The sequence below is a fragment of the Streptomyces sp. NPDC017943 genome, assembly GCF_044328425.1.
In the GTDB taxonomy this organism is placed as follows: domain Bacteria; phylum Actinomycetota; class Actinomycetes; order Streptomycetales; family Streptomycetaceae; genus Streptomyces; species Streptomyces djakartensis_A.
Genome location: NZ_JBIRHH010000011.1, coordinates 88,870 through 104,455, shown reverse-complemented (window position 1 = coordinate 104,455; position 15,586 = coordinate 88,870). Strand labels below are relative to the sequence as shown.

15 protein-coding genes are annotated in these 15,586 nt (G+C 68.7%); 9 read left to right on the top strand and 6 right to left on the bottom strand.

Features of this window, described 5'->3' with window-relative positions:
• The coding region (locus ACH4C6_RS30055) for an FG-GAP repeat domain-containing protein (RefSeq protein ID WP_398111779.1) at positions 1-469 on the top strand (469 nt) is incomplete at its 5' end.
• 168 nt (positions 470-637) lie between these two features.
• Entirely contained in the window at positions 638-1,807 is a 1,170-nt protein-coding gene (locus ACH4C6_RS30050; RefSeq protein WP_398111778.1) for a S1 family peptidase, read from the top strand.
• Positions 1,808-1,989: 182 nt separating this feature from the next.
• On the opposite strand, the gene ACH4C6_RS30045 is transcribed toward ACH4C6_RS30050, so the two are convergent.
• Positions 1,990-3,003, bottom strand: coding sequence for a hypothetical protein (locus tag ACH4C6_RS30045; protein ID WP_398111777.1), 1,014 nt, complete (start codon positions 3,001-3,003; stop codon positions 1,990-1,992).
• A gap of 440 nt (positions 3,004-3,443) precedes the next feature.
• Here ACH4C6_RS30045 and ACH4C6_RS30040 point away from each other — a divergent pair, with 440 nt between their 5' ends.
• Positions 3,444-3,914: a DIP1984 family protein gene (locus ACH4C6_RS30040; protein WP_398111776.1), complete on the top strand. Its 471-nt coding sequence runs from the start codon at positions 3,444-3,446 to the stop codon at positions 3,912-3,914.
• 237 nt (positions 3,915-4,151) lie between these two features.
• Here ACH4C6_RS30040 and ACH4C6_RS30035 read toward each other — a convergent pair whose 3' ends face one another.
• Together ACH4C6_RS30035 and ACH4C6_RS30030 are read right to left on the bottom strand one after the other, a co-directional pair.
• Positions 4,152-5,285, bottom strand: coding sequence for a LuxR C-terminal-related transcriptional regulator (locus ACH4C6_RS30035; protein ID WP_398111775.1), 1,134 nt, complete (start codon positions 5,283-5,285; stop codon positions 4,152-4,154).
• Between the two features lie 122 nt (positions 5,286-5,407).
• Entirely contained in the window at positions 5,408-5,935 is a 528-nt protein-coding gene (locus tag ACH4C6_RS30030; protein ID WP_398111774.1) for a hypothetical protein, read from the bottom strand.
• A gap of 307 nt (positions 5,936-6,242) precedes the next feature.
• Between ACH4C6_RS30030 and ACH4C6_RS30025 the strand changes: the two genes are divergently transcribed.
• Both ACH4C6_RS30025 and ACH4C6_RS30020 read left to right on the top strand, forming a co-directional pair.
• A complete protein-coding gene (locus ACH4C6_RS30025; protein WP_398111773.1) occupies positions 6,243-6,701 on the top strand; it encodes a DUF6193 family natural product biosynthesis protein in 459 nt (152 codons plus the stop codon).
• Positions 6,702-7,083: 382 nt separating this feature from the next.
• Positions 7,084-8,109, top strand: a complete 1,026-nt coding sequence (locus ACH4C6_RS30020; RefSeq protein WP_398111772.1) for a hypothetical protein — start codon at positions 7,084-7,086, stop codon at positions 8,107-8,109.
• Positions 8,110-8,290: 181 nt separating this feature from the next.
• Here ACH4C6_RS30020 and ACH4C6_RS30015 read toward each other — a convergent pair whose 3' ends face one another.
• Together ACH4C6_RS30015 and ACH4C6_RS30010 are read right to left on the bottom strand one after the other, a co-directional pair.
• Positions 8,291-8,932 (bottom strand): SMI1/KNR4 family protein, encoded by a 642-nt coding sequence (locus tag ACH4C6_RS30015; protein ID WP_398111771.1) that lies wholly within the window; start codon positions 8,930-8,932, stop codon positions 8,291-8,293.
• Positions 8,933-9,213: 281 nt separating this feature from the next.
• Positions 9,214-9,660, bottom strand: coding sequence for an SRPBCC family protein (locus ACH4C6_RS30010; RefSeq protein ID WP_398111770.1), 447 nt, complete (start codon positions 9,658-9,660; stop codon positions 9,214-9,216).
• Positions 9,661-9,715: 55 nt separating this feature from the next.
• Here ACH4C6_RS30010 and ACH4C6_RS30005 point away from each other — a divergent pair, with 55 nt between their 5' ends.
• Positions 9,716-10,336, top strand: a complete 621-nt coding sequence (locus ACH4C6_RS30005; RefSeq protein ID WP_398111888.1) for a TetR/AcrR family transcriptional regulator — start codon at positions 9,716-9,718, stop codon at positions 10,334-10,336.
• A 44-nt stretch (positions 10,337-10,380) separates the two neighbouring features.
• Here the strand turns inward: ACH4C6_RS30005 and ACH4C6_RS30000 are convergent, their stop codons facing one another.
• The gene (locus ACH4C6_RS30000; RefSeq protein ID WP_398111769.1) at positions 10,381-10,905 is read right to left on the bottom strand and encodes a hypothetical protein; all 525 of its coding nucleotides are present in this window, start codon (positions 10,903-10,905) and stop codon (positions 10,381-10,383) included.
• A 147-nt stretch (positions 10,906-11,052) separates the two neighbouring features.
• Between ACH4C6_RS30000 and ACH4C6_RS29995 the strand changes: the two genes are divergently transcribed.
• The 3 genes from ACH4C6_RS29995 to ACH4C6_RS29985 all read left to right on the top strand — a co-directional run bounded on the left by ACH4C6_RS29995 (position 11,053) and on the right by ACH4C6_RS29985 (position 15,446).
• On the top strand, positions 11,053-11,340 hold the full coding sequence (locus ACH4C6_RS29995; protein WP_398111768.1) for a hypothetical protein: 288 nt from the start codon (positions 11,053-11,055) through the stop codon (positions 11,338-11,340).
• Positions 11,341-12,222: 882 nt separating this feature from the next.
• Complete coding sequence (locus ACH4C6_RS29990) at positions 12,223-14,568, top strand: FkbM family methyltransferase (RefSeq protein WP_398111767.1); 2,346 nt, start codon at positions 12,223-12,225, stop codon at positions 14,566-14,568.
• Positions 14,569-14,594: 26 nt separating this feature from the next.
• Positions 14,595-15,446 (top strand): 3-hydroxyacyl-CoA dehydrogenase family protein, encoded by an 852-nt coding sequence (locus ACH4C6_RS29985; RefSeq protein WP_398111766.1) that lies wholly within the window; start codon positions 14,595-14,597, stop codon positions 15,444-15,446.
• The last annotated feature ends 140 nt before the right edge of the window (positions 15,447-15,586 follow it).

Below are 15,586 nucleotides of genomic sequence, written 5' to 3'. Positions count from 1 at the left end.
GACCTTCACCTCCACCGGTACGGGCATCGGTGCGCCGGTCAGGAAGTGGGACTCGGGCGACGGTTCGTGGACGTGGGACAGTTCCGCGCCGGTGTCGGGTGACTTCAACGGTGACGGCAAGTCCGACGTGGGCGTGTTGTACAAGTACCCCAACACCTCTGACGGGCGTGGGCACACGGCGCTGTGGACCTTCACCTCCACCGGTACGGGCATCGGTGCGCCGGTCAGGAAGTGGGACTCGGGCGACGGTTCGTGGACGTGGGACAGTTCCGCGCCGGTGTCCGGTGACTTCAACGGTGACGGCAAGTCCGACGTCGGCGTGCTGTACAAGTACCCCAACACCTCCGACGGACGTGGACACACCGCGCTGTGGACCTTCACCTCCACCGGTGCCGGCATCAGCGCCCCTGCCAAGGCCTGGGACTCCGGCACCGGCTCCTGGACCTGGGACCGGACCAAGGTCGCCTGAAACGGACCCTGGCCTGCCGCGCCGCGGGGTGTGCGGCCGCTCCCGAGCGCCGCACACCCCGTACGCCCCGCCCGGCTGCCGGATCCGGCTCGTCAGCGCCTCGACTCCACTCCCGCAGGCACCCGCCGAGCGCATCTCACGTCTCCCCAAGGAAGTGAAACAAAGGTCATGCGACACCTCAGAGGCCCTCGCCTCTCCTCCTTCGCCGGCGCATTCACCACACGTCTCGCCGCCGCACTCGTCGCCACGCTGCTGGCGCTGAGCGCCACCCCCGCGAACGCCGTCTCCGGCACCGCAGCGGCCGACGGTACGCTCGCGTTCACCACCCGCCTCCAGATCGGCGACGGCCAGAAGGCCTGCTCCGCTGCCCTGGTACACCCGTACTGGCTGCTCACCGCCACCAGCTGTTTCGCCGACGACCCGGCCACGGGCCTCACGATTCCCACCGGCGCCCCCAAACTGAAGACCACCGCGACCATCGGCCGCACCGACCTGACGACCTCCACCGGCGAGACCCGCACCGTCGTGGAGCTCGTGGCGCACCCCTCACGGGACGCCGTACTGGCGCGGCTCAGCCGCCCCGTCACCTCCGTCGCGCCCGTGGGCCTGGCCGCCACCCCGGCCGCGCCCGGTGATCAGCTGACGGTGGCCGGCTACGGCCGCACCGCGACCGAGTGGGCCCCGCTGCGCCTGCACAGCGGTACCTTCGCGGTCGACTCGGTCGACGCGGAAACCGTCGCCCTCACCGGCGAGAACGGCGCGAGCGTCTGCAAGGGAGACGCCGGCGGCCCGGCCGTGCGCCTGGCCGGCGGCAAGCCCGAGCTGGTCGCCGTCAGCAGCAGGTCCTGGCAGGGAGGCTGCTTCGGCACCGATCCGTCCGTGACCAGGACCGGCGCTGTCAGCACCCGTACGGACGACCTGCGCTCCTGGGTCAGCTCCACGGTCGCCGTACCTGCTCCGGCCGCGGCTGGTGCCTGGCGGGCCTATGGCAACACGAACCCGGTCACGTCCAGCTCCAGCACGTGGCGCTGCGCCGCCAGCAAGACGATCAGCACCGGTGTGATCGCACAGGTCTGTGCGATCAGGTCGTCGAACGGAAGCGGGGTCCAGGGGGCGGTGATCGTGCGGAACAACCAGTCCGGCCTCTACGGCGCGGAAGCGCGTATGGACCTCTACACCGCCTCCGGCACGCACTTGGGCGATTGGAAGTGCCCGTCGTCGGGGGTCGGGGCGAACTCCTGGTCCGTCTGCTTCGGCACCACCCTCAGCCAGAGCAGCCAGGTGAACTCGTTCGGGGCACTCAACGGTACGTATCTCGGCCTGTCGTCGAACGCCTGAGCCGGAACCGACCCGGCAGAGGGACTGAGGACTCGGCCCACGAGGAGGCAGGGGCCAGGTGACGAGGCCCCCGGTCGTCCGGTGGTGTCGGTTCCCATCGACACCGCCGACACCCCGGGGCCCTGCCGGTCCCACGCCTGCGTCGTTGCCGGAGCGGCGGTCCACCGGCCCCGGCCGAGTCGTCAGCGGGTGAGCACGTAGCAGGTCGCGTGGGCCGCACCGTGCTCGCCCCAGTCCCACTTGTCGGTGGGCCAGGTGAACCAGTGCGCGTCGCGCTTCGCGGACTCCGCTCGCCAGGCGGCGGGGGAGGTGGGAACGGCGCGGTCACAGGCGGCCTCGGCCTGCTGCTGGGCAGCCGCTGCCCCTGGGTAGGTGCTGTCGAGCTCCGGCTGAGCCAGGACGCGGGCGCCGTGACCGGTCTTGCAGGGACGGATCACGACCAGAAGGTCCGAACTGGTGCCGGTGTGCGGGTCGAAGCAGACTCCGGGTTCCAGTTCGTCGATGTCCCGGACGGTGTCACGCGCCGTGACCCGGAGGTCGGGGGACGGCAGCTTCGGGACGGGCGAACCGTACCGGCTGATGGTCATCTCGACCCGGATCCCCTTGAGGCCCCGCAGCGAACCGCGCTCCCGGCCCTTCAGGACGCCCAGGTCGGCCGCGGCGCGAACGATGCGTCCGCGTCCGTCGGTGCGCAGCGCGAGGTCGACGGGCAGGGGCTCGGCGGCGTCGTCGGTCCCACGCTGCAGCATGTCCCGCAGGTCCTTGGGGAACAGGGCGAGTGCCGCGGGAGCGGGCGTGCGTACCGTGTACGTCCGGCCCTTTCCGGCCGACGCGGACTTCGTCACCCGGCTCCCGGCCGCGACCAGTTCCAGCAGGGTGCCGCCGAACGGCACCTCGGTGCCGGCCAGGGCTTCGACGTTGCGGTTGCCGTCGAGGGTGAAGTCGCTCGGAGTGTGGCGGATCCAGTACGAGGCGGCACCGGGTCGCACCAGCACGTCCGCTCCGTCGACGGCCACGCCGAGCTTCGACGGCTGCGGGGTCGGGGCCGGTGACAGGCCCAGCAGCGCCTCCCGCTCCGGGGTGGGGAGGGGCCCGGTGAAGCTCCACGTCCGGGTGCCGACGGCACGCCCTGCCTTGCGGGCCATCCGGCCCTCGCTCGACAAGGTCGCCTGTCCCGTGCCGAGTTCGAAGGTCATGGTCTGACGGAAGGTGAACCCGCCCCGCGCCACCGTCGCTTCGAGGGCTTTGGCGGGCTGCTGGTCTCTGGGAGCCGAGAAGACGGGATGCGGCGGCACGTCCGGTTCTCCGACGGAGCACCCGGTGACGAGCAGGGTGACCGCCGCTGCGGCGATGCAGAGGCGTGCACGGGTGAGGTGGGGGTGGCGGAATATCACGCCGGTTCGACAACGACTGTCGCCCCACGGTTGCACGCCGGACGATAACGGAACCGCAACACCTTCGGCGCCCGGTGCGGGTGCGCAGCAACTGCCGCACTCCTGCCCGGCGGGGTCCCTCGGACGCTCGCGTCCGATGCGCCGCCCGCTCCAGCGCTGCAACGCACACACGAAGTCGGATGCGAGCGAGCCGATTCCACTTCGTATACTCGTGCGAGCTCGAAAAGGGGGAGGTGAAGACGGTGAAGCTTGCCGAGGCACTGGCGCAGCGCGCCGAGGCCACACGCCGTGTGGAACAACTGCGGGCACGCGTCGTCGACAGCGCGCGCTACCAGGAAGGGGACACACCGGCCGAGGACGCGGCTCAGCTGTTGGCCGAGACCGGCGAGGTCCTGGACGTCCTCGAGGATCTGATCCGGCGGATCAACCGGACCAACGCCACCGTGGAGATGGGCGCCGACGGCACGCTGACCGATGCCCTCGCACGCCGGGACGTCCTGAGGTTGCGTCACTCGGTCGTCACGGCGGCGGCGGACGCGGCAGCGGGCAAGGGTGAGCGCGGCTACGGAAGGCAGCTTCGCTCGGAACTCCTGATGCTCTCCGCGCTTCCGGTCGCGGAACTGCGCGCCCGGGCGGATGTACTCGCCCGGGAGCTCCGCGAGATCGACGTGCGGATCCAGCGTACGAACTGGGAAGTCGATCTGTTGGACTGAGGAGTTCGGCGCATCGCGACGATGTGGAGCAGGTAGCTGCTTCGGAGGCGTGCACAGACCGAGGGCCGGCGGTTTCCCGGCCCACTCCTGGCGCGTGAAGAGCAACGCGGGGGTTCGACTCCCCACGGACAGTGCAGCTCAGCACCGCGTACAGGTGAAGGTGCACCTCGCACAGTTCATCACCACGTGCAGATCCGAGGCGGCGAGGGCGGGTTCGGGGCTCTCCACATCGCGTGATCAGGCCTCGACCTCGGTGCACAGCGGCGTCGATGCGGCCGAGGTCAGGTCCGGCAGGTAGTGACGGGCGAACAGTGTGGCGACGAGATCCCGGCGGCTTCGGACGCCGGTCTTGTCGAACACCGCCTTCAGGTGGTCCTGAACCGTGTGCGGTGACAGGCCTGTGCCACGGCTGATCTCTGTGGTGGACTTCCCGCGCAGCACCAGGACCGTGACGTCCCTCTCGCGAGGGGTCAGTCCGTAGGCGGCGACGATCAGAGCCATGTGCTCGGCGGGGCCGGGCCGTTCGACGACGACGGCGGTGCGGGCCGAGGTTGCCGACGGTGCGTCCAGGCGCCAGGCGTGCAACCGTATGCGTCCGTGCCGGGAGCTGTGCATCCAGGAGGTGTGGGAAGTCGCCGACCCGGGGGACTGCACCGCCGCCGCCACCGCGTACACGGCGGGAGGCAGCCCTCGGTCGTCGGGTGACACACCCCCGGTCCGCGCCAGGTCGTCGAACCACAGGGCCACCGTGGGTGTCGCATGAACCACCTGGTGAGCGCGGTTCAGCAGCACCAGTCCGGGCGCCGGCGCGGTGGCGCCCTCCTCGGCGAGCCGCGTCAGGTGCAACCGCCGCAGAGCACTGCCCAGCGGCCGGACCAACGACGCCGCCATGGCCAGGTCCGGCGAACCGAACGGGGGCGCGTCGTCCGCGCGCCCCATGATCAGTGCGCCCCACGCTCCCTGCCGGTCCCGTAACAGCACACGTAACTCGTCGCGGAACCCCAGGGGACGCATGATGTCGCGGTACCGGGGGCTGAGATCCAGCTGCCCGCCGGTTTCCTGGCTGAGCAGCCCCACGGGCGTCGGTCTGTCCGCCAGATCCGACAGGTCGTTGGCATCGCCTTCGCCGTACTCGATGTCGAGCATGCGCGGCAGCATGGCGGACGGCAGGCCGTCCCGGTAGTCACCGCCGGTGTTCATCAACGTCTGCGGATCGACGGTCACACAGGCACACACGTCGAACCGCAGCGCGGGACGTACGACCCGTTTCACCGCCCCGAAGAACTCCTCGACACTCCGCGCGGCCTGCGCAGCCCGCGCCGCAGCGTCCCCGATCTCACCGACTCGCCTCGTCACCCCGTAGCGCCTCATGGTCCGAGGCTAAGCGCGCGCAGTGGTTCCCGCGTACGGCTTGCACAGGCGGCTGTGCCTCCGCTTGCCGTGCCCGCTTCCCGGGTGCGACCCGGGAAGCGGGACCGATGGCCTCCCGGCGGTCAGCGGTTGTTGTGCAGGACGAGGTTGAGCTTCGCCCAGTCCTTTCCGCCGTTCTCGCCGTTGCGGAGTGTGATCTCACCGACCGCCGACGTCTGTCCCGCCGGCACGTAGCGGTTGAAGTGGTACTCGGCATCGAGATCGGTGTTGGTGTCGTTCGTGCCCTCGTAGAACCGCAGCGTCACGTAGATCATGACTCCGCCGGCGGCGTCGGTCTCCGCGGACACGTGCTTCTCCACACGGATCTCGCCTCCGCATGTGGTCTCCCACCACAGCGACGGCGAGCGGACCTCGTTCACCCAGCCCTCGGAGGCGACGTTGCCGTTGCAGTAGGTGCCGGCCGAGAAGATCCCCTCGTCGTCGCGGATCGTGTAGGTGCCGGTCAGGGCGATGTTCCGCCATACGGAGGCCGTGGCCGAGTGGCTCGCGGTGGACGGGGCCGCGACACCGGCCGGAGCCCCCGCCACCGTCAGGCCGGCGGCGGCTGTGACCGCCGCGAGTATCCCGATGGTCCTTCTTCGAACGGACATGAGTTCCCCCTCGTTGTCGTCACGGACGCGCCGGAGACGACTCGCGCCGCCGTCGGCGAGGTACACAGTGCCGCGGCCGACCGGCGTATCCCATCCCAGGAAGGTGGGGGGGAGGGGGGGAGCTCGGTGCCGGGCCCGGAAGCGTCATGTGATTCAGCCGGGGCGACGCGCAGCGCTGACGTCGGCCGTGAGACATGAGCGGTGAGAGCGACGTGTGCCCCGAGACACCGTGGCGGCGCCGAAGTTGATGTCGCCGTCGACGTTGTCGGGGTGCGACTCCGGTAGCTCGCGGGGGCAGAATCAGCACATGGGACCGATGGAGAAATCAAGTGTGTCCAACGGTGAGCTTGGTCAGGGTGATGTCGTGGAGGCTTCCTGGCAGCAGCTGCTCCATCGCGCAGACATGGATGCCGGGCTGGTGCGAGCCGCCTATGCTGAGCCCCTTCTTCGGCAGCTCCATCCGTCGAGCAGCCACCAAGATCTGCACTTCAGCAGGTGCACGGGGGAGTGGTCGTGGGACGTCCCGTTTATCATGCATCTTTCCGGCGGACGCTACCTCGCCGCCGGACCGTCCCGTGGCCAGATCGTCGGGGAGGCGGATACCGCCGAGGAAGCCGTCGCTCTGGTCGTCGATGCTCTGCCGCCGGGCTGCGGCCCTGCGGTCATCGGACGCCGGAAGGAACTCGTCGAACTCGTCACGGTCCAGCCGGACCGCATCGTCGGGGACGACGAACTGCGGTTCGGCAGCATGGAGTCGGCAGGCTGAGACTTGGACGTCCACCCACCTCAGTCGATCAGGCCGCCGCCGTAGTGGGGCTCCAAGTTGTTGTTGCCCCTGATGCCGGACACGGTTGACGACGGTCTTTGTGTAGTGCGGCTGACCACACCATGCCAGAGTTCCTGAGGCGCGGCAGGTGCCGCACGTTATCGGGCGGTGCGTCAGCGGCCGCTTGACGAGGTCCTGGCCCTCAAGCCGGGTCCTGTGTCCCTCGACTGGCTCATGCGCAGGAAGTGTCTTGGTCGTGGGGGCATCCGTCGGCACAACGAGCCGTCGGCGGTGCTCTCGCGGAGTGGCGCCCGTGCCGGAGCTCTTTGTGCGGCGGCCATGAGGGCCGCCGTTGTCAGAGGTGGCTGGCAGGATCGCGGCCATGAATGTCACTCCCGTCACTCCGCCCCGGCCGATCGATGTTCCTGCGGTCTTTCCTCAACTGGCTCCGCTGGCCCGCACAGCGACCCGCCTGCACCCCCGCCTTGGGGCGCCGACGCGGCGTGACAGCTCGATCGGCGGGCCGCTGCTGTGGCCCGCTGAGGAGCCTTGGCCGCACTGCGAGGAATCGCATGTGGTGGATGGCTTCAACCAAGCCCAGTCCCCGGCGGATCTGCGACTGGAACGACGGATCTTCGCCGCCTCGCACGGCCGGGACCTGACTCAGGAAGAACGGGAGACTCTCCAGCGGATCCGGCCCCCTCGCACGTATCCCGTGAGGCGGGCGGTCCAGTCGTACGACGGGCCCATGGCGATGCTCCCCGTCGCGCAACTGTATGCGCGGGATGTGCCCGACCTGAGCTCGCCGGAAGGCAAGGACCTGCTGCAGGTTCTGTGGTGTCCCTTCGATCATCCGATCATGCCCAGGACCTTGCTCGTCTGGCGTTCGGCAGCCGCCGTCACCGACATCCTCGACACACCTCCCGAGCCGCCCGCAGTGCAGTTCGACGGCTATCTACCGGAACCGTGCGTGCTCGAACCGGAGCAGATTACGGAGTACCCCGACCATCTGGAGCTGAGCGAGGAACTGCGAGAGCGGCTCAAGCAGCTGAGTGTGCCGCCGGCAGATGAGGAAGACATGGACCCGGAGACGTACTACGACTGTGTGCTGTCCAACGCACCGGGCTGGAAAGTCGGCGGCTGGCCCGCTTGGAACTCCACCGATCCCAGCCCACGGTTCTGCTCCGAGTGCGGCACCGGAATGGAAATCCTGATGACCATCGCCACGTTCGAGGAAGGGGACGACGCCGGGAACAGCTGGGCTCCGCACCCCCACCCAGGCGCCGGTCCGTACCCCAGCCATCGCGGCTACAACCCGACCGGGGTCCAGATAGGCAGTGGCTACCGGCAACACCTGTTCATCTGCCCGGCAGAGCCTGAGCATCCCCACATCGAGTTGATGACGTAGCCCGTCCGCAGTGTGCACAAGGGGCATCAGGGTGCGGGCGTAACGCGACGCCAGGCGGCCGCGAGCTCAGACGCAGCTGCCCGTAGGGCGGTCCGCGGCGACCGGTTCGGCACTGACCACCGTCCCGCTCCCGGAGGCGTCGGCGCCGGTCACTGGTCGAGGGTTGCGCCAGCTCGCTGACCTACACACGGACCTCCCATTCAACGCAGTTCCGGCCCGAGGAGTGCTCGAAGGTGGTGGGCCAGTAGTACCGAAACGGGCCACCGGTCTCCAACGCATCCGCAATGGCCCGGACGAAGTCGGTCAAACTTGTGCCCCATAGTGTGCCCTCGAGGTCACCGGAGCCGATGCCCATCTCATATACGTGTCCGTACATAGGCCCGGGGCGATGGTCGACGAACGCGAAACCACCGTCGTTCGGCACAGCGAAGGGCACACACTGGTGAAGGTGACCAGCGAGGTCCTCTTCATCCCAGAGCTCGGCTTCGACGTTGTCTTCGCCGACGTCCACGAGAATCGCATGCATCTCTGCGACCTCGGCGGTCGAGATGAGTCGATGGCCCAGAGGCAGGATGCCTCCGGCCGGAAAGACTCCACCACCGGACGCACTGCTCCGCTCCGGCTCGGAGACACCATTTCGCCGAGCCAAAAGTCTCCTGAGCTCCGGATGAAGGGCAAAGCCGAGGTGGTCCTCCAACGCGGCTATCTCACCCGTGGCTGCCGGCGGTCGAAGAGCAGCGTGATCCGCGGGCGAATGCGCCACGAGCCAGGCTTCCAAGCGATCCCATGCCAGGTCGAATGCATCAAGATCCATCGATGTCATGGGCAGACCATAGACGGCGGGTCTGACAGGCGAGGTCGCCCCTGACGCCGAGCCGAGCGAACCTCCAGAGGCCTCAACGCGCCAGGCGCTGTTGCAACTGCTCGAACGACAGCCGGCTCCCCTGCCACACCACCAGCTCCCATCCAGACCCGTGTTCGGGCGGCGACGGCACGAGGACTGCAGTACAGGCCCCCGGGAATGAGCCCGTCACATCTGCGGCCTGCCGGAAACGCAGCAGTACGCGCCCCCTCCTGTACACGGCGAGCTGCGCCCGGAAGCCGTCATTCTCCTGCCAACTCGGCAGCCAGGCGTCGCATGACCGTGCGGTTGGCGTTCCGCATCGTGGCCCGCACGACCGGGGCCAGCAGCCGGTCGGCGAGCGGGGCGCGGACCCACGTGTAAGTGAACGAGACGCGGGCCCCGCCGGTGGGCAGCGGTTCGATGGTGTAGGTGCCCCGGCCCTGCCGGCGGCCGGCCGCGCTGACGTTGCGCTCGACGATGCGCCGAGGGGCCTCGGCCTCGACGACGTCGATGGTGACGTCGGTCTTCGTGCCGCCCAACGCGGCCGTGACCGTGGCGCACGATCCGACGCCCCCGGCGGGGCCGGTGTAACGCCAGTTGGTCAGGTAGTGGTCGGTGAACCGCTCGTGGTTCGCCATGACGTCGAGGAAGCCGTAGACCTGCTCGGGAGTCTGGGATACGTCGATCGACACGGTGACAGACTTCATGTACCACACGGTACATGCGCCATGTACCGATTGGTACAGTCGTGACGTGGTGACCATGGACGACTCGCATCCCGAAGGCGGAGCCGAGCGAGACGCGCACAGGGCCCGGCGCGCGGAACTGCTGGACGCGGCTGTCGACCACGTCGCGGCACACGGCATCGCGGACCTGAGTCTGCGCAGGCTGGGCGCCGCGATCGGCGTCAGCCACCGCATGCTGATCCACTACTTCGGCTCCAAGGAACAGCTGCTCGTCGATATCGTCCGGACATCGGAGCGACGCCAGCGCGACGTGCTGTCCCGGCTCCGCCTGGAGCCCGGTCTGTCGCCCGCGGATGTCGCGCGGCTGCTGTGGCGGCAGCTCACGGACCCCCGGCTGGCCGGCCAGGAGCGGCTCTTCTTCGAGATCTACGGGCACGCGCTGCGCGGCCGCCCCGAGGCTGCCCCGGTCCTCGAAGGGCTGGTGACGGACTGGCTGGAGCCGCTCGTGGCCGCCGAGGTCGGGGCGGGGGCGGACCCTGCCCTGGCCCGGAGCCGGGCCAGGCTGGGACTCGCCACGGTGCGCGGCCTGTTGCTCGACCTGCTCGCCACGGGTGACCGCGCCGGCGTCGACGCGGCGATGGAGGAGTTCCTCCGGCTGTACTACGGCTCGGAGTCAAGCGTCACGGATCAGGTGTAGCGACTGGGCCAGACGCCGTACCACCGTTCCCACGACGGTTCTGTTCACTTCGATTGCAATGCCTGTCGCATCCAATGGAGGCGGTCCAGGGAGCGGCGGCGCGTCCATGAGAGCCACAAGCACAGCGCGAGCATGCCCGCCGCGAAGGCAATGGGGAAGACAAAGGAGTTGCTGAAGATCCCCAGGACGAGCATGGCGATCGCGATGAGGCACATGGCGCCGAACCAGTACGGCAGCCACTTGCCCGCGCGTTCCATCTGGTCGAGCTGCTCGGCGACCAGTCGCCGTACGGCTTCCCGCTCCTGAGGATCCTGCGGCACCTCACGGTGGCGGATCTTGCGTTGCAGATCGGCGAGCCCGCCCGCGTCGGCGCCCACGGCTCGGGCGGTCCGGCGGCGCTGGACGGCCAGGAACGCGATGGCGATCCCGGTGTACAGGGCGCTGTGGAGCACCCAGACAGCCGGGTGCTCGTCCCTGCGGATCAGGCCCGTGACGCCCAGTCCGAGGAGAAAGACCACCGTTGCCTGCGCAGTCAAACTGCGGTCGAGTAAGCGCTTGAGCGAAAGCACAGGGCAGACCTCCGTAAGAAGAAGTCGGGAAGCGTCGTCGCCCCTCGGATACCCCACATTCCCCGGCCTATCTGACCAGGCTCGGCGTCCGCGGCACGTGCGCGTTGTGATGAACTGGCTTCGGTTACCAGTGAAGCAGGAGAAGAGATGACGGCACACGCAGAGCAGCTCCGCCAGGACGGGCACCTGATCGAGAAGTGGGCGGTCGGGTGGATGCTGCTGTCCCTGGGACTGTGGGCGTGGTTCGGCTACCGGTTCCTGCTGGACGATGACCGGGGTCACTTCACACCCACGGGAAGTAGCCGCGCACTGGTGGGCATCCTCGCGCTGGCGGTCATCCCGACGATCATCACGGCGGCGACCCTCGTGTACGCCCGGGTCCTGTTCCGCCTGGCCGGCCGGACTGCGGGGCAGGAGGCGGGTCAGCGATCCTGATGGTGCCCCGCGCGGATCATGCCTTGTATGCCGATGCGGTCGCCCACCGCACGGCGGCAAGCATCTGTCGGGCGAGCACCGGCCGTTCGGCGCACGCCACGACCTCGAGGCCGGACCCGGCTGCACCAGGGCCAAGGCCGCTGCACTCGACCGCGTGCAGGGCGCGCCGCCGCGCTCACCCGTAGCCGGGGTAGGAAAGTGACGTGCTGCCAGTTGTGCAGTGAAGGCCGGTCGCGCCGGTGCTGGCGGCACTGACCCGACCCGATACAAGGCCGCTTGTCCAAGCGCATTCTGCGACGGCGAGACCCGCTGTTCAGGGACTCGACGGGTCATCAAAATCAGGCAGGGTCGGTCCCTTCATCGGGGCCGGCCTTTCTGCGTGCCGACGGCCTTTTGGCGGGCGCTGCTGCGCGCAGTTCTGTTCTTTCTCCTGCGATCTCGTTCTGCGCTGCGTCACCGGCCGGGTGTGTGCCGCCGGATCAATGGATCTGCCCCGCGCTCTTGGTGCGGGTTGGGGGGATGCGAGTGCGGCTGTGGTCGGGCTCGAGTGGGTGGTTTGAGGGTGGTGGACGGATGTTTGGAGTGCGGGCGCGGGCGGTGGTTGTCGGGTGCTCGGCGCTTATCTGGTGGCCTGATTTCCGTAGGAGTGGCATGAGTGCCGAGGTTGCTGTGGCTGGGGTAGCGGGTGGGTCGTCGTCGGGGTCGGTGTCGTGGCATCTGGCCTTGTTGGCTGGGCCAGATGGTTCGGTATTGGACGCGGGTTTGGCGGGTTTGCGGGCGCGTTGTGCGGGGGGTGAGGTGGTGGAGGACGTGCCGGTGCGGGTTCGTACGGTGGGCCAGGTTGGGGGTGGGTATCGGGGTGCTTTCCTGACGGGGCAGGGGGTGGGTACGGACCTGGGTGCGCAGCAGGCTGGTGGCGTTCGGCCGGTGGCGTTCATGTTTCCGGGTCTGGGTGATCACTATGTGGGTATGGGCCGCGATCTCTACCGTGATTTCCCGGTGTTTCGTGACGCGGTGGATGCGTGTGCCACCTTGTTGAGGGGCGAGCTGGAGCTGGATATCCGTTCCGTGCTCTTCCCCGACCCCGACCCGGATTCCGCCTCCGGCTCGGTCTCCGCGTCTGCGGGTGGTGGTGAATCGGTTGATCTGCGCTCGATGTTGGGCCGTGACGAGGGCGTGTGTGGCGGCAACGGGGGCTTGCTGGACGGTACGCGGTTGGCGCAGCCGGCGTTGTTCGTTGCGGAGTACGCGTTGGCGCGGTTGTGGGAGTCGTGGGGTGCGCGCCCTGCCGTGATGATCGGTTACAGCCTGGGTGAGTATGTCGCGGCGACGCTGGCGGGTGTGCTGAGCCTGCCGGATGCGTTGAGGCTGGTGGCGGCGCGGGCGGCGTTGATCGACGAGTTGCCGGCCGGGGCGATGCTCGCGGTGATGCTGAGTGAGCAGGAGCTGACGGAACTGCTGGGGGAGGGCTTGTCGCTGTCGGCGGTCAACGGCCCGGAGTTCTGTGTGGTGGCGGGTCCGGTGGCTGCTGTGGAGGGGTTGCAGGAACTGCTGGACGGGCGGGGGGTCGTGTGCCGGCGGGTGCGTAGTACGCATGCGTTTCATTCGGCGATGATGGAGCCGGTGGCCGGGCCGTTGACGGAGCTGGCGCGTACGCTCACCTTGAACGCGCCGCGCATCCCCTACATCTCGAACGTCACGGGTGAGCCGATCACCGATGAGCAGGCCACGGACCCGGGATACTGGGCCCGTCATCTCCTCAGCCCGGTGCGTTTTGCCACCGGTCTCCAGCACCTGGCGGACACGGCGTTGTTGGTGGAGGCCGGGCCGGGTCAGACGTTGAGCAGTATGGCCACGGTGGTCCGTGGCCGGCAGGCCGGCACGATCGTGGCGTCCATGCGCCACCCGCTGCAGCGCACTTCGGACTCGGCGGTGGCACTGAAGGCGCTGGGCCGGTTGTGGCTGGCGGGCGCGGACTTCGACTGGACCCAGTTCCCCGCCGGTGAGCTGGACCTCGTCGCCGACGGTGCCGCCGGACAGCTCGGCGTCGGCGCCGACGGTGCGGTGGGGGAGTCGGGCGTGATCGCCGACGCTGCGGCGGGACCGGTGCGCGATGCAGACGAGGGCGTGGCCGGCGGGGGCGCGGCGAGTGAGGATGCCGGCGCGCTGCGTGCCATCGAGCAGGAGTTGGCCGGAGTGTGGGCCAGAATCCTGGACAACGAGCAGTTGCCGCACGATGTGAGCTTCTTCGAGATCGGTGGAAACTCGCTGCTGGCGACCCGGCTGTGTCTGCGCGTCAAGCGTGCGTTCGGTGTGGAGCTGAGCCTGCGGCAGGTGTACGAGTGGTCCACGATCGCCCGGATGGCCGCCGCGGTGCACCGGCTCAAGACCGGTGGGGAGCTGCAGACGCAGGGCTCTTCGCACACCGGTACGTCGCTGGCCCGGTTCACCCTGGACAACGGGTTGACGGTGTGGCACCAGAACGAGGCGGAGACCCAGCACTTCTACGAGGACATCTTCGAGCACCGCACCTACGCCAAGCACGGCATCACGCTGGCGCCGGGTGCGACGGTGGTCGATGTCGGCGCCAACATCGGCCTGTTCACCCTGTTCGCGCACTACGAGGCTCCTGATGTGCGGGTTTTCGCCTTCGAGCCGGCTCCGCCGATGTTCGAGCTGCTCAGCCGTAATGTCGCCGAGCACGGCGTGAACGCCACCGTGGTCAACATCGGCGTGTCCGACAGCGACACCCAGGCCACGTTCACCTTCTATCCGCGCAGCTCGGGCATGTCCTCCTTCCACCCCGACGATGCGGAGGAGAGGCACAACCTGTCCACGATCATCGCCAACCAGCACCGCGCGCACGCCGATGCGGAGGTCGCCGACCTGGTGGCCGACGAAGGGCTGCTGGATGTGCGGTTCGAGGCGATCGAGTTCACCGCCCGGCTGCGTCCGTTGTCGGCCGTGATCCGCGAGCAGGGCATCGAGCGCATCGACCTGATCAAGATCGATGTGCAGAAGAGCGAGCGGCAGGTCATCGACGGCATCGACGAGCAGGACTGGCCGAAGATCCAGCAGATGGTGCTGGAGGTGCACGACGCGGACGGTGAGGTCGACCGCCTGCTTCAGCTGCTGCGGGGGCACGGCTTCGAGGTGCTGGCCGAGCAGGACGAGATGTATGTCGGCACGGACATCCACAACATCTACGCCGTCCGCGGCACACGCTGACGGTCACGTAAACGGAGTCGTAGACAATGGAATTCGCGACCGTAGGAGTCGTCGGTGCGGGCGTCATGGGCGTCGGCGTCGCGCACAGTCTGGCCCAGTACGGGCACCGGGTGGTCCTCGTCGATGTCAGTGAGGACGTCCTCGACCACGCCCGCCGTGAGCTGCGTACCAGCCTGCGCACCCAGGCCCTGCTGGACAAGGGTGCGGCCCTGGACATCGCGGCCGTTCTGGAGCGGGTCGAGTTCACCACCGACTACGAGCTGCTGGCGAAGGCCGACTTCATCGTGGAGAACGTCACCGAGGACTTCGCGGTGAAGCAGCAGGTGTACGAGCGCATCGACGCCATCGTGCGCCCGGACGTGGTGTTCGCGGTGAACACCTCCGCGATCTCCATCACACGTATCGGCTCGCTCACCTCACGGCCCGAGCGGGTGGTGGGCATGCACTTCATGAACCCGGTGCCGATGAAGCCGATGGTGGAGGTGATCCGCGGCCACCACACCACGCCGGCCACGATCGACACCGCCCGCCGTTTCCTGGCGGGGCTGGGCAAGGAGTGCGTCGTGGTCGAGGACGTGCCCGGTTTTGTGTCCAACCGGGTGCTGATGCTCACTATCAACGAGGCGGTCTTCCTGGTGCAGGACGGGGTCGCTCCGGCCGCCGACATCGACCGCATCTTCACCTCCTGCTTCGAGCACCGCATGGGTCCGCTGGCCACCGCCGACCTGATCGGCCTGGACACGATCCTGAAGTCGGTCGAGGTGCTCTACGAGAGCTTCAACGACGACAAGTACCGGCCGGCGCCGCTGCTGAAGAAGATGGTCGCCGCGGGCCTGCTGGGCCGAAAGAGCGGCCAGGGCTTCCACACCTACCGCTGATCCGGTCGCGCTCCGACCACCCGTCATAGGCCCGACCACCGGCGGCACCCAGGGGCCTGTGGCACCCAAGGGCCGGCTGCACCCAAGGGCCGGCTGCACCCGAGTACCGGCTGCACGCCGCACTCCGACCGCCGCCGATG